At 26.2% G+C, this 14336-nt stretch carries 21 protein-coding genes and 1 tRNA gene; all 22 read right to left on the reverse strand.

The genetic code is table 11. From position 1 onward, the window contains the following. Positions 1–410, reverse strand: a 410-nt coding sequence (locus AWT72_RS10130) for a prepilin peptidase (protein WP_067142046.1), incomplete at its 3' end; no start/stop codon positions are given. Then, positions 397–792, reverse strand: a complete 396-nt coding sequence (locus AWT72_RS05505; RefSeq protein ID WP_067142048.1) for a type IV pilin protein — start codon at positions 790–792, stop codon at positions 397–399. The genes AWT72_RS10130 and AWT72_RS05505, both read right to left, overlap by 14 nt. 116 nt (positions 793–908) lie before the next feature. Continuing rightward, the gene (gene rplA, locus AWT72_RS05510; protein WP_067142050.1) at positions 909–1616 is read right to left on the reverse strand and encodes a 50S ribosomal protein L1; all 708 of its coding nucleotides are present in this window, start codon (positions 1614–1616) and stop codon (positions 909–911) included. A 52-nt stretch (positions 1617–1668) separates the two neighbouring features. Further along, positions 1669–2094: a 50S ribosomal protein L11 gene (gene rplK, locus AWT72_RS05515; protein WP_067142053.1), complete on the reverse strand. Its 426-nt coding sequence runs from the start codon at positions 2092–2094 to the stop codon at positions 1669–1671. Positions 2095–2133: 39 nt separating this feature from the next. Then, on the reverse strand, positions 2134–2715 hold the full coding sequence (gene nusG, locus AWT72_RS05520) for a transcription termination/antitermination protein NusG (RefSeq protein WP_067142056.1): 582 nt from the start codon (positions 2713–2715) through the stop codon (positions 2134–2136). Beyond that, positions 2712–2924 (reverse strand): preprotein translocase subunit SecE, encoded by a 213-nt coding sequence (gene secE, locus AWT72_RS05525; protein WP_067142059.1) that lies wholly within the window; start codon positions 2922–2924, stop codon positions 2712–2714. Before secE ends, nusG begins: the two co-directional genes overlap by 4 nt. A 22-nt stretch (positions 2925–2946) precedes the next feature. Then, a tRNA-Trp gene (locus tag AWT72_RS05530) sits at positions 2947–3022 on the reverse strand. 6 nt (positions 3023–3028) lie between these two features. After that, on the reverse strand, positions 3029–3178 hold the full coding sequence (gene rpmG / locus AWT72_RS05535) for a 50S ribosomal protein L33 (protein WP_067142062.1): 150 nt from the start codon (positions 3176–3178) through the stop codon (positions 3029–3031). 168 nt (positions 3179–3346) lie between these two features. Further along, the gene (locus tag AWT72_RS05540) at positions 3347–3649 is read right to left on the reverse strand and encodes a DUF4298 domain-containing protein (protein ID WP_067142065.1); all 303 of its coding nucleotides are present in this window, start codon (positions 3647–3649) and stop codon (positions 3347–3349) included. Continuing rightward, entirely contained in the window at positions 3649–4059 is a 411-nt protein-coding gene (locus AWT72_RS05545; protein WP_067142068.1) for an HIT family protein, read from the reverse strand. The genes AWT72_RS05540 and AWT72_RS05545 overlap by 1 nt, the downstream gene beginning before the upstream one ends. Before the next feature lie 53 nt (positions 4060–4112). After that, positions 4113–5948, reverse strand: coding sequence for a glycerophosphodiester phosphodiesterase family protein (locus tag AWT72_RS05550; RefSeq protein WP_067142071.1), 1836 nt, complete (start codon positions 5946–5948; stop codon positions 4113–4115). A gap of 182 nt (positions 5949–6130) precedes the next feature. Beyond that, positions 6131–6712 carry a GNAT family N-acetyltransferase gene (locus tag AWT72_RS05555; RefSeq protein WP_067142074.1) on the reverse strand — a complete coding sequence of 194 codons (582 nt, stop codon included), beginning with the start codon at positions 6710–6712 and terminating at the stop codon, positions 6131–6133. Next, positions 6709–7197: an SAM-dependent methyltransferase gene (locus AWT72_RS05560; protein ID WP_067142076.1), complete on the reverse strand. Its 489-nt coding sequence runs from the start codon at positions 7195–7197 to the stop codon at positions 6709–6711. The genes AWT72_RS05555 and AWT72_RS05560 overlap by 4 nt, the downstream gene beginning before the upstream one ends. 102 nt (positions 7198–7299) lie before the next feature. After that, the gene (locus tag AWT72_RS05565) at positions 7300–8112 is read right to left on the reverse strand and encodes a MerR family transcriptional regulator (RefSeq protein WP_067142079.1); all 813 of its coding nucleotides are present in this window, start codon (positions 8110–8112) and stop codon (positions 7300–7302) included. A 216-nt stretch (positions 8113–8328) separates the two neighbouring features. Next, complete coding sequence (locus AWT72_RS05570) at positions 8329–9102, reverse strand: class I SAM-dependent methyltransferase (protein WP_067142083.1); 774 nt, start codon at positions 9100–9102, stop codon at positions 8329–8331. Positions 9103–9226: 124 nt separating this feature from the next. After that, the gene (locus tag AWT72_RS05575) at positions 9227–9967 is read right to left on the reverse strand and encodes a DNA alkylation repair protein (RefSeq protein ID WP_067142086.1); all 741 of its coding nucleotides are present in this window, start codon (positions 9965–9967) and stop codon (positions 9227–9229) included. Between the two features lie 35 nt (positions 9968–10002). Continuing rightward, positions 10003–10539, reverse strand: coding sequence for an LOG family protein (locus AWT72_RS05580; RefSeq protein WP_067142089.1), 537 nt, complete (start codon positions 10537–10539; stop codon positions 10003–10005). A gap of 2 nt (positions 10540–10541) precedes the next feature. Then, the gene (locus AWT72_RS05585) at positions 10542–11027 is read right to left on the reverse strand and encodes a GNAT family N-acetyltransferase (protein ID WP_067142092.1); all 486 of its coding nucleotides are present in this window, start codon (positions 11025–11027) and stop codon (positions 10542–10544) included. Positions 11028–11250: 223 nt separating this feature from the next. Continuing rightward, the gene (locus tag AWT72_RS05590; RefSeq protein WP_067142095.1) at positions 11251–12006 is read right to left on the reverse strand and encodes an alpha/beta fold hydrolase; all 756 of its coding nucleotides are present in this window, start codon (positions 12004–12006) and stop codon (positions 11251–11253) included. 63 nt (positions 12007–12069) lie between these two features. Continuing rightward, complete coding sequence (locus tag AWT72_RS05595) at positions 12070–12813, reverse strand: TRM11 family SAM-dependent methyltransferase (RefSeq protein WP_067142098.1); 744 nt, start codon at positions 12811–12813, stop codon at positions 12070–12072. 16 nt (positions 12814–12829) lie between these two features. Further along, a complete protein-coding gene (locus AWT72_RS05600) occupies positions 12830–13690 on the reverse strand; it encodes a type II restriction endonuclease (RefSeq protein ID WP_067142102.1) in 861 nt (286 codons plus the stop codon). Between the two features lie 3 nt (positions 13691–13693). Beyond that, positions 13694–14336, reverse strand: a 643-nt coding sequence (locus AWT72_RS05605; RefSeq protein ID WP_231724058.1) for a DNA adenine methylase, incomplete at its 5' end; no start/stop codon positions are given.

Genomic DNA, 14336 nt, shown 5'->3' on the forward strand with positions numbered 1-14336 from the left:
AAAATTAAATATGAGATATATAGCATTGGTGCTAATGGAATATACTTTTCTTTTGGTTGAAATATAATTACACTTATCAGTGCAATTGTGTATGTTAAAGCATAATAAAGATTTAAAAAATATAAATCTGTATTAGAAAAATATGCTCCTATTGCTAGCATTAATTTTAAATCTCCTAAACCTATTAGTTCTTTTTGTAAATATGTTTCTATGATAATTATGATATAAAAGGGTAGACAATATATGGAAATTGAATAGTAAAGAATTGAAAAGTTTTTATATATTATTGCATTAATTATAGCAATAATTAGCATTAAAATTATACAAAATTCTGGTATGATTTTTTTCTTTATATCTTCATAAACAGATATGAGAAAGAATAAATTAAATAATATTTTAAAAATTATCATGATTTGAATTAGGTCCTATAACTTGATTTGAAAATTCTTTCGGTTCTTTTAAAATAGCATTTACAAAATTATTATTTATTTTTAAATTACCTGACACATTTCCTATTTTAAAACTTCCATCTGATTTAAGATTGATTTGTAGACTGTTTAGATCTTGATATTTTGATAGTAGATTTGATATATTAGTTTCATTACTTAAATTTTCACTGACTAGAAAATTATTGAGTTCAGACACAGCAGCAATAACTTTTGTCCTATTAGCAGCATTTATATACCTTGATATTTTCGGCACAGCTATAGTTGAAATTATAGCCATTATTGCCATTACTGCTATTAATTCTATCAAGGTAAAACCATAATTTTTTTTCTTTTTATTTTTCATAATCCTCCTTTCAAAATTATAATATCATATTTTTGGAAAAATATAAAGTATTTTTAATCAAAAAAAAAGGCATCTTTTGGACGCCTAAATATTTTATTTCTTCTTGTTTTTTCTATTTATCTTGTAACATAAGTTGATGATAATAATGGATCTATTTTAATTCCAGGTCCCATTGTTAATGAGATTGCAACTGTTCTTAAATATTGTCCTTTTGCTGCTGCTGGTTTTAAAGCAATTATTTGTTTTAAAGCCACTTTAAAGTTTTCAACAATTTTTTCTTTATCAAAGTTCACTTTACCTATTGGTAAATGTATTGAACCTAATTTGTCAACTTTAAATGCAATTTTACCTTTTTTAAATTCTTCAACTGTTTTAGCAATATCAGTAGTTACTGTTCCTGATTTAGGATTAGGCATTAAGCCTTTTGTTCCTAAAATTCTTCCTAATCTACCTAATTTAGGCATCATATCAGGTGTTGCAATAACTAAATCAAAGTCAAACCAACCTTGTTGAATTTTATTAATGTATTCATCATCTCCAGCATAATCTGCACCAGCATCTAATGCTTTTTGTATATTTTCACCTGTTGTGATCGCTAATACTCTTACAGTTTTACCAGTTCCGTGTGGTAATACAACAGTTCCTCTTACTTGTTGATCAGCATGTCTAGGATCTACACCTAATTTAACTGCTAATTCAACAGTTTCGACAAACTTTGCACTCTTTGTTTCAAATAGAAGTTCTAATGCTTCTTCTGGTGTATATATTTTTACTTTATCTACTTTTTGAGAAATTTCACTATATCTTTTTCCTCTTTTTGCCATTAATTTATCCTCCTCTGTGGTCATTGGTATTTATACCTTCCACTTAATTTTACTAATCTTGTATTTTAACTCCCATACTTCTAGCAGTTCCTGCTATTATTTTCATAGCAGTTTCTATATCACTTGCATTTAAGTCTGGCATTTTTAATTCTGCTATTTCTTTAATTTGTGCACTTGTTACTGTTCCAGCAACTTCTTTTTTAGAGTTTTGTGCTCCACTTTCTATCTTAGCATATTTTTTTAATAAATCTGATGCAGGTGGTGTTTTTAATACAAATGTAAAACTCTTATCAGAATATACTGTTATTTCTACTGGAATAACATACCCCATCTTATCTTGTGTTTGTGCATTAAACATTTTACAAAACTCAGGTATATTTATACCTTTTGGACCTAATGCTGATCCTACTGGTGGAGCAGGTGTTGCTTTTCCTGCACCTATTTGTAATTTAACTTTACCTGTTACTTCTTTAGCCATTACTATTTCCTCCTTTGTGGTAATTGAATTTATCTCCCACTAAATTTTATCTTCTAAAAACTTCGCATTTACTTCTACTGGTAAATTTCTTCCTAATGTTGATACTTCAACTTTAACTTTTTCAAAATTTTTATCAATTTCTAAAACTTTACCATGTTCGCCTTTAAATGCTCCTTCTTTGATTAAAACAATATCTCCTACCTTAAAGCTTAAAGTTGTATCTAATTTCTTATTAGAAATTAATGACATAACTCTATCCACTTCTTCATCTGACATAGGTATTTGATCTGATCCAACCCCTAAAAATCCTGTAACTCCATTAGTGTTACGAATAATATACCATGCTTCACTATCTACACGATATATTAAACCATTTCCTTCTACAAGCTCTTTAACACAGTTTAATTCTACCATTACATAACTCGGATATATTTTCTTAAATACTGTTACTAACTTTCCACGCTTTTCTTCTTGCACTTCTTCCTCAGGAACAATAATTCTAAAAACTCTATCCGATAATCCTAAAGATTCTACTCTTTTTTCTAAATCAATTTTTACCTTTTTTTCATAGCCAGAATATGTATGAATTAAAAACCATCTTTTTTCAACTTCACCTATCACTTACCAAGCACCTTACCTAACAATTCACTAATTGTATCTAGTACATACTTAAATGAAAAGTCAAATAAAACTACCATAAGTGATACAAATGCTGTAATTAATAAAACTATTACAGTTACTTGAAATACAGTTGGTCTATCAGCCCATGTTACTTTTTTATATTCTTCTATTACTCTACTTAAAAGGGTTTTCTTTTTATTTTCTTCCATATAATTCTCCATATAATAAAAATGGCAGGCCAGACAGGAATCGAACCCGTAACTTTCGGTTTTGGAGACCGATGCTCTACCAGTTGAACTACTGACCTATTTTACTACTTAACTTCTCTATAAAGAGTGTATTTCTTTAAAACTGGATTGAACTTTCTCAACTCTAATCTCTCTGGATGAGTTTTTTTGTTCTTTGTTGTTACATAATGTCTCAACTTTGTCTCAGTGCATTCTAAAATTACTTGTACTCTCATTTACATTCCTCCCAATCAAATTATTTGTATTGGTAATACAGATGTTGCCATATTAGTCAACAATAGATATTAACATAAAAAAACAATATATGTCAAGTGTTTTTTAGACTTTTATTGTACTTTTTACCCAATATATTTATATATTTATTTTACAATAACATATCAATTTTATTTTTTTAAAATTCTAGTTCCTATTTCAAGCATTTTTATACCCATATCATAGTAATCTATCATTAAATTATATATAGAATCTTCTGTTAAAACACCTCTTTTTATTGTATTAGGTATCATATCATTATTATCATCATTTAAATCTATATCTCTTTGTTCACTATAATAATAGTCTATTAACTTATCATAATTTTCATTTTCTTTCTCTATTTTTTCTAATATCAAACTTAACTCTTTAATTAAATTTCCATGTTTATTTAATATTTCTTCCATTTTTTTTATATGTTCATATTTTTCCATTATTCTTCTCCTATTCTAAGTTTTTCATACATATATTCTATTTTATTCTTTGAACCTGATAATTTAGGCCAAACATTTTCTTCATCATTTTTTAATCTTGGTATAATGTGAATATGAAAATGATTGACACTTTGCTGGGCTGCTTTTCCACTAGCATTTAGTATATTAACTCCATCATAGTTACAATTTTTAACATAATGTTTTGATACTAGTGATACCGTTTCTATTAAATATCTTAAATATATATTATCACAATCTAATACATTTTCATAATGTTTTTTAGGTATAACTAATGTATGCCCATCTATATCTTCTGATATATCTAAAAAAGCATAAGTATATTCATCTTCATATATTTTATATAATGGTAACTCATTATTAATTATTTTACAAAATATACAATCATTCATAACTAATCCTTTCTAATCTATATTTTTTTAATCAGACATTCAATTTTTTTATACTAATATTTAAAAGAATCTATTATTATTTCAAAATGTTTTCTTTTTTTAACTTCATCTAAGCCATCTTTTAATAACAGAATATGGTCAGTAATTATTCCATCTACATTTGATCTAGTAAATTTTTTAATTGATTCAGGTGTATTTACAGTCCATACCACTGCTTTTTTACCTGCTTCATGTATTTCATCTATTTTATCTTCAGTAGCTTCTCTTTCTTCCATTATTAAGTAATCTGCTTTTAAATCTTTTAAATTCCCTGTTGCAAAAAAGTATAAAAATCCAGTTTTTATTTGCGGATAATTAGCATGTGTATATTTTATTATATCATAATTTAATGATAAAATTACACATTCATCTAACATATTTTTATCTTCTATCATTTTGACAACATCATCTACCATCTTATAATCAGCACTTTTTTCTTTTAATTCTACAAATACACCAATCTTACCTTTTGCAGTATCTAAAATTTCTTCAAATGTGGCAACTTTTCTAGATGGTTTATTTTCATCAAATTCATTTTTCACTTCTAATTTTTTAATTTCTTCAAATGTCATTTCCATAGGTGTTTTATTTACTCCTGAAACTCTATTAAAAGTGGCATCATGATTTATAATATACTGGCCATCTTTTGTTCTTTGAACGTCAATTTCTACCCATTTAACCCTTTGTTTTATTGCTTCTTTTACTCCATTTATTGTATTTTCTGCTTCTAAATCTCCACCTGCTCTATGAGCAACTAATTCTATATTAGTATTTATTTTAAATATCTCTACAAAATATTTTTCTATATAATGTGCAATTCCTAAATTAAATGCAAAAATTATTACTAGTAGTACAATTACTTCTACTTTTGTTTTTATTTTTATTTTATCTGTAAGTTCTTTATTAGTTAAAATTTCACTTTTAGGTGCTAATTTTAATTCTAAAATTTTGCCTTCTCTTTTATGATACTCATAAAAAAGTTCTGTAAGATGAGATATAGAAAATGGAACTGCTAAAAATCCTATAAAAGTAATAATTTCTAATATTGACAATAAAAAAATTGTGAACGAAACATTTTCATTACTATATAATGGACTAAAAATCATATCAATTAAAGTTATGATAAATATAAATATTATTGCAACTATTGTACACACAATGAATAATTTTATTAATTTAATTAAATAATCTTTTATAAAAGTTTTCCAATATTTTTTCATGAATAATCTTGAACTTTTAAGAGCTTCATAAATATTTTTACCATCTATAAGAGCAAAATGTATACTTAAACTATAAATAATGGCTACAATAAATAATAGAATCAATGCAATTACATATAGTGCAGTATAAATCTTATTACTAAAAATAACTGAAGTTATAAAATTGGGAATTTGAAAATTTTTAAGTGGTCCTAATTTTATTTCTAAACCTATTAGTGGCATAGCAAAAGCAACAAATAGTACAATCATAGCTCCTATAGGTGAAAAGAAAATTTTTACTGATTTTATTGATGCAAATAAAATATCTTTGATTTTTATATTTAATTTTCCTTCTTCTATTAATGCACTAATTAATATAAATGTATTTATATCAATACCTAATATTAAAATTAAAAGAATTATTCCTAATAATATTAATGGTATACCATAAATACTAAATAAAAATCCTATATAATCACCGCTTGTTAAATTTGTTCTCCCACTCATATAGATAAGTTTCGACGATATAAAAGAAAAAGTAGGCAAAAGTAATAATGCTGTTATCAATTTAGTTATTAATTGATACTTCGTATATATCCACAAAATCCTACCCTTAATTGCTAATTTATTTTCTTTTTTTGTTTCTATCATTATATAATTTCTCCTTTACAAAAACTATTTATAGTATACATTTATTTTAACAAATTAGCAAAATTAATGGCTTTTTTTTATCTTCTTTACTAGGATAGCCTTTTGCAATACCACCGAAAAGTTTAAAAATAAACCATGTATCATAACCTTTACACGAAAATGAATTTACAACACCATTTTTTTTATTTCTCGTTTGGTGGCTGTTTCATACTTTTTATTTCATAATAATCAGTTTTCGTCATACCATATAAATAATAATCGCAATAAGTATTTACCATTTTTCCGTCCCGAATATGCCCCTCTCTCTTAAATCCTACTTTTTCCAGTGTTTTATATGACGCGATATTTAGAACATGGACATCAGACCATAGCCGTTGTAATTCTGTTTTTTCAAAACAGAAAATTACTACCTTTCTTAAGGCTTCTGCCATAAGACCATTTCCTTGATAAATTGGAGAAAGACGGAAAGCCACTTTTGCCATGCGGTCATTTTCAATAAGATATACCCACATTTCACCTATAACTTTATTGTCCTTTTTATGAACAATTCCCCAATGGAAACTTTTTGTAGGACGCTCCTTTTTTTGAAAGAGTAATCCGGGATTTAAGTCACTTTTTCCAGGACGTTTTCCCCAATATTGATATAATGATTTGTCGCCTAGCCATTCTTTCAAATTGGCAACATCGCTATATTGCAAAGGACGTAATAAAAGCTTGTCCGTTTCAAGTTTCGGTTTATTCTGAACATAATCTTGCAGCTTCATAAAACCCCCTTAAAATTGAATATCTGCTCCCAATTAAAGCACCCAGACGCTTCTGTGCTTTTAGGCCATTCGCTACACCATGTAGGAATACTGGGTGTTTCTACTCTATCAAAACTTGGTGTGTATGGCTTTATATCCAACACTGGGGTATTGTCATTCGCGTCAATAAAAGTAATCCTAATAATTCCCTTGTTAAAATCAATGCTGATAATTTCCGATGTTGTTAAAGCAATAGGATTAGGGCGGACTGGCGACCTTGTGGCAAAAACGCCCATTACTGTTGGTGCATTTTTATAGGGCTGTTCAATTTGTAATATATTTCTATCTAACTTATTATCACAATCACTAAACCACCATACTACGTTAATATGGCTAAATCCATTTAATGCTTGCAGTCCAGGAATATACTCTGGCTCTAATTCAATAAATACTCCGCTGTTATTATTTTTTACCTTTCCAATAGGTTTTAATTGATAATTATTCATGTTATACCTCCTCGTTTTCTACTTTGAGTTCAGTATAACATCTCACATCATGTGAGATACAAGAGGAAAAATAAAAACGCCCTACATTTTTACAGGACATTACTAATTAAGTTCCAATGGTATTTGGATTTCAGTCAGGTATTTTTCCGGATTACTCTCATTCCACGATCCCCTATGCACAATTTGTCGCATAGGGTTTGACATTCGATATTTACTATTTTTTTGTAACCATTTAGCAAAAACAATATACGCTCTTTTTATATTTGAAAAGTCACCATATACCATTGTGCAAGCCATATTGGGGACAGGCTCAATAATACGGAAACAGAATGGAGCAATATCTTTACATAACTTACTTACAGGGACGCATAACTCAATATCAACATTTTGTCCTTTGTATTCTGTATCATGATAAATAGAAAAAGTATGACCAGATATTTCTATCTTCTGTTCTTTTGCAAAAGCAGAAAGTTCATTCCATAAATCCCCCTCAGAGTAGTATGTAGGAACAATTCTTCGCAAAGAAAGTACTTGATACTCTGGGATTGCTTTAATGGAAATGTTATAATGAAGTTCTCCTTTGTTTTCTTTTATTTCGTTTCTAGCAATCGCAATTTTTTGTAGTTTTTCCTTCTCATTCTGTATGGTATCCATAATTTCAAATCGCTTTTGTTCAAGAGTTTCAAGTAGTAAACAATCATTCATTTCGAGTGCAAGTGCAATTTCAGAAATATTAAAACCGATGTCACGCAAATATATTATTCTATTTAGGCGGGGTATTTGGGTTACTGAGTACATTCGGTGCCCCGTCCATTTATCGACTGCTTCTGGCTTTAACAGCCCTACTTCATCATAATATCGAAGCATACGAATAGATACTTGCATTATTTTTGAAAACTCACCTATTTTAAACATCTTATCACCACCTATACATAATTATACTTTAAGTTTCATAAACTTCAAGACGATTTTCATTTCTGAAACTTAATAATAATATTCTCCATTCTTATAAATTATTGGCACGATAAAAAACATTTCAAACCTTAGCATTTTTTATGCTATAAGTTTTAATTCAAATTGCTTGTAAGTTAATATTTATAATTTAATGATTCCTTCTCTCTTTATTATTAATCATTTTTTACACACTAATAAAAATCTATGTATTTTAGCTTCAACAACTCCTTTATTTTCTAAAATATCTTGTGCCTCAAATAATTTATCAAGACATTTTTCAACTGAAAAATTAATAAATTCCCATTCAATAATACAGGCAAACCATACTAATGCACCTATATCATAAAATTTAATTGGTCTAAATACTTCTTGCTCTTGTAAAATATTAAATCCAATGTTTTTAAATTTTTTAGAAACTTTACCCAAATATTGTTCTGGAAATTGAATTTTAGTATTTGGTAATAATAAATCTATAAGTTCTCTATCATTTTCTGCTCCAACTTGTTGAGTTATAAAGATACCACCTTTTTTTAATATTCTATATATTTCACTAGCATTAAAAGCACCATGCCTATTTATTATAATATCAAATGTATTATCTTCAAAAGGTAATTTGTCTAATGCATTAGCCTTTTTAAAATCTATTCCGAGTGGTAGTAATTCTTTTTTACAAAATTCTACATTAGGTTCATAATTTTCAGTAGCACTAGTATTTCCATAAGAATGACCTAAATATATTAAAAACTCTCCACCACCAGTATCTATATCAAGTAATTTATGTTCTTTTTTCAAATATTTTCTTATAATATCTGTATAATCCCAAGGTAAATCACTTTCTTCATCAAATCTACCTTCAATATATGAAAAATCCCACCCCTTTATATATGCATTTTTTTCTTCTTCTAGCCATTCTTTTATTAATTTTTCCTTTTTTGTCATAAATTTTCTCATTTCTATATATTTTTTTATTTTAAATAATTATTGTAACAATTTTTTTTATTAATAAATATTTTTTGTTGTCTTTTTAAATAAATGCCTAAAAATGTGTTTATATACAACTTCTTTACGAAAATAATTAAAATTTTATTTTTCTTGTTGCGTGTTTAATTATCCATTGGGTATTTTTATTATTAGAACTTTGATATTCTTTGATAAATTTTATTGCTTCTTCTTTATTAACCTTTAAATAATCGGTTAGATTATTAGCAACAGATTTTTTTACAAATTTTATATCATCTTCCATTAAATTTTTCAAAATTTGAAAAACTGGTTTGGGATTTTCAATAAAAATATCAAGTTTTGTTGCCCAAGGAAGTTTTGGTCTTAGACCTTCAGAAGAAAGCCTACGAAGGTGAAAATTATTGGATTTTGACCATTCTTGCATTATTTTTATAGTTTTTTTAGGATACTTTCTAATAAATGGTCGAATAGCATATTCTCCTGTATTTCTTTTTGTAATTTCTTCAATCGCTTTTATAGAAAGATTAAAATTATCTATTCCATATTTTTCTACAAATTTACCAATAGGCATACACCAATAAAATTCTTTAAACATTCCTGTTTCATTAGGATTTTCTTCACCAAAAATTTGCATTAATATTTTTAATGATTTAGAATATGGACTTGGTAACAGTCTATTTAATTCATCTGCATGAAGTTCCATTCTTTTCGTATAACTAAGTTTTACACATTTTTTTCTAATATTTTCAATATATGTTTTACTATCAAAATCTTTATAAACAACTTTTATCTTTTTCGATAATAGTTCTGCAAGATTATCTCCAAAATATTGTGTTATGCTCCTATCTTCAACCATATACTAATCCTCCCATATTTTAAGAAAAAATTACTCTAATCATTATTTATTATTATCTCAATTTCATCTACTGAATTTACAAATGAAATTAATTTATAATCTTCTTTACTTAAAAACTCACTTTCAACCATATATGCTATAAATTCTTTAAGTTTATTATAATAATTATCTGAATTATAGAAAATACAAGGCTTATCATTTTTACCTAATCTTGCTAATGATATAGCTTCAATTATTTCCTCCAAAGTTCCTATGCCACCTGGTAATGCTATGAAACAATCTCCAAGTTCCAGCATTTTATTTTTCCTCTCATACATTGTATCAACACTATGTAATTTTGTTAAACTAGAGTGTGAAATCTCTCTTTTCACTAGAAACTCTGGCATTACTCCAATAACCTTACCACCATTTGATAATACTGTATCTGCAATTGCTCCCATTATACCTATGCTACCACCACCATATACTAGTGTATGATTATTATTTGCAATCCATAAGCCAAGTTCAATAGCAGACCTTTTATATTCATCACTTTTACCTAAACTTGCTCCACAATAAACTGTTATATTCATTTTCATACCCCTTTTTTATATTTATATAACATAATATATTCATCTTTATTTTCTCTTACAACATTAAAACCAACTTTTTTATACATTTTAACTGCATAATTTTCTTTTTGAACTGATAATGATATACCATTATAATTAAAAGATTTTAACATTAATATCATTTTTTCTAATAATTTAGCGCCTATACCTAAATTTCTATATTCTTTATAAATTGATATTGATAATGATGGTGTATTATTATCGATATGACCATAATCATTCATTATTCTTACCCAACAACATGCAATAACATTTTCATTTATTATTGCCACCAAAGCCTTATCATGTTCTGAAATGCCAAAATCATGAATATATACTTGTAATTCAGGAATTTTTATTATAGATTTAGGAGGGAGTTTAATTCCTTCTGGAATATAAATTGCTTCATACAAAAAATTACTTAATAAATCATATTCATCTTTTTTCATTTCTCTTATTGTATAATCCATACTTATTCTCCTATACATTATTTATTTTTAATAATTTTATAAATCTATACCTTTATATTAAATTATACCACATTGATATATTATAATAAAAATAAAGAGCCAACATTTTTATCTATTGACTCACTATATCTTTTTTATTTTAAATTTATATTATCAAATTTTTGTGTTTATAAACATAACAAACGAATAAACAAAAGAGCAAGTGTAATGCTTATATACAATTTTATAGGCTATAATTACTATTTATTAATTTATAAAATATTTTACAATATTCTTCTGGGTATCTTAAACTAATTTCGCCATGTCTACAATTTGGAGCAATATAAACATAACTATTTTTTATCATTGTATTCAGCTCATTCGCAGATTGTTTTACAGCATTAAGTTCTTTTTCACCAACTAATATTGCAACTTTTACACTACTGTCCTTAAGACTTTCTTTTGCTTTAAAATTTTCATTACTTCTAATTATATTTTCCATTGATTTAAATGACATTTTACATGTATCTTCATAAAATAGATCATAACAATCTTCTGGAAGATATATATATTTGGCTTGCAATTTTGAAAGCCATTTCCATTTAGATAATGGGTAAGCTATTTTTACCATTTTTACTAATAAATTACGAATTTTTAGAGGTTTAATTAATGCACTTTCTATAATTGCATACTCACAAATATCCTTTTCTTTTGATAAAATATCAACTACTATTTGGGCTCCGATAGAAAGACCACAAATAGCATATACCTTTTTATTACAAGATTTATTTATATAAGAAATCAATTTATTTGACATGTCTTCTATACTAGTAAATACGGTGTTTCCATCTTCTCCGTGACCATCAATAATTGGTGTAATTATATGATAATCTAATTCCAATATGCTAATTATATTCTTTAATGACCACCATGATAAACCTCCACCGTGTAATAAAATTATAGTTTTATTAGATTTATTACCAAATTCTTTTATAATCATAGCTTGTCTCCCATATATTATTTATTTTTAATAATTTTATAAATATGTATCCTTTATAGCTTTTTATTTCTTAAATACAAATAAATACTCATGTGCTAATAATAAAAAATTGTATTTTATACTATTAGTCTTCCAAAAACCAGTTGCTTTACAATTATGTTGTTCTTTTATTATTATTTCTTTTGTTTTAAAACCTACTGATTCAAAAATTTTCATCACTTCAAAACTCATTGGTATCACATGACCTTTTTGTCTTGTATCTCCCATAAGTATGGCACAAAATTTATCTTTTTTTAATACTCTGTAACACTCTTTTGCAACTAATTTCATTTCTTCTAAAAATTCAGGTACTTTTAACTGTGATAAATCTTCTTTAATAGAATCACTATATTGTATAATATTTGCATATGGTGGATGAGTACATATTAAATCTATTGTTTCATTTTTTATAAATTTCAAATTTCTTGCATCACCTTTTTTTATATATACTTTACCAGAATTCTTATACTCAAAATCTATTTTTTCTTTACACCTACTAAGTGATACTTCATTTATATCTACACCTATAACATTTCTATTAAGTAATTTAGCTTCTACTAATGTAGTTCCTCCTCCTGCAAATTGATCAAGTACCATATCTTCTTCTTTTGAATATCTTAATATTAAATTTCTTGGTATATATGGAGACCAATTACCTCGCCACTTTGCATCATGTGTTGCCCAATTACCTCTATTTGGAAAACTCCAAACTGTATTCATTTCTAATTCAAAATCATCAGGCTCCCATTTTTTTATTTTTTTATTCACTATTTCACCTCAAATTTTAAACTACTACTTTATTAATTATTCCATTTTCTAAATCTTTTATGTTATATACATGTTTCATAATATCAAAAGTTTCTTCTAAATTTCTTTTGGCACTTTTACAACCTTCACCATCTGTAAACCATACAAAAGTAACACCTTCTATTTTATCTACTTCTTTTGCAATAGTTTTATAACTTCTTGAAGTTTCATTAAGTTTTGAACCACTGCTAGCATAAAAATTGGTTTCTATTAAATAAATCATTTTATTAGTTTTTATTACATAATCAAATCTTTTTTCCATTTTACCTTGATTAGAAATTTCAAATAAATCTACATTCCATTTTGCTTCAATCTCATTGATATACATTTCTTTAAAATAATTTTCATTTTTCTTAAATCCAGCTTTAATTATAAAACCTTCAACCAAATCTTCCATTAAATGACCACCACGATTTTTTCTACCATTTGAACCTAATCCAGTTTCAACTCCTGTAACATAATCATATAGATTATTAACAATATGGTTTTCAAGTAAACCAAATAATCCAGTTTTTCTCATAAATATCGCATATTGTTCAGGTGTATAATTTAATTTTTTAAATGAATATGTAAATTCTCCATCAATATCTACTGCATAAATTTCATTTGCTCTAACTGCAAGTAATACTGGTATACATTTTAATGTTTCAGGGTATTTACTTATTAAATTTATAAATTCATTTTCAATATCTTTTGAACCTATTAATGAATTAAGAATATTTAATTCAATTTTTATATCCTCAACATTTTTATATACTTTTTCAAAATCAGTATAATAACTATATGATGCTATACTTTTTCTAAAGCTACTTAACCATTCTTCAAATATTCTTTCCATGTATCAAACTCCTTTGTTATAATTTGTTATTAAAAGTTCACTTATATTTCCTCGTTTACTTGCATTTGAATTTATTCTTCTTTTTGATTGTATTCTATATATATTAAATTTTGAGTATAAATCATCAAAAAAGTTATCATTTTCATTAATATTTTTTGGGTCTGAATTACTTAATACTGCTACTGCCCCTTTTAAATTTACTTTTTCAAAATATTTTGCTAATTTTTCTTGCTCTCTATCATCAAAACACATTTTATCATAAGAGGTAAAACTTGCTGTTTGTGTAAGTGGTCTATATGGTGGATCAAAATATACAAATGTTTTTTCATCGATAAAATCATATGATTTATCATAACTTCCACAAATTATTTTTATACTTTTTAATTTCTTTGAAATATTTTTTAAATTTTCTTCATTACAAATTTTAGGGTTTTTATATGCTCCCATAGGAACATTAAATAATCCTTTACTATTTACACGATATAAACCATTAAAACATGTCCTATTTAAAAATATAAATAGAGCAGAGCCATAAATATCATCATTAAGTACTTTATTTATATAATCATTAAAATCATCTCTTTTTTTATAATAATATTCTTTTCTTGCGATATTATCTAATGTTATATATTCATTTTCAATTTTT

It is taken from the genome of Oceanivirga salmonicida, from assembly GCF_001517915.1.
Classification (GTDB): Bacteria; Fusobacteriota; Fusobacteriia; order Fusobacteriales; family Leptotrichiaceae; genus Oceanivirga; species Oceanivirga salmonicida.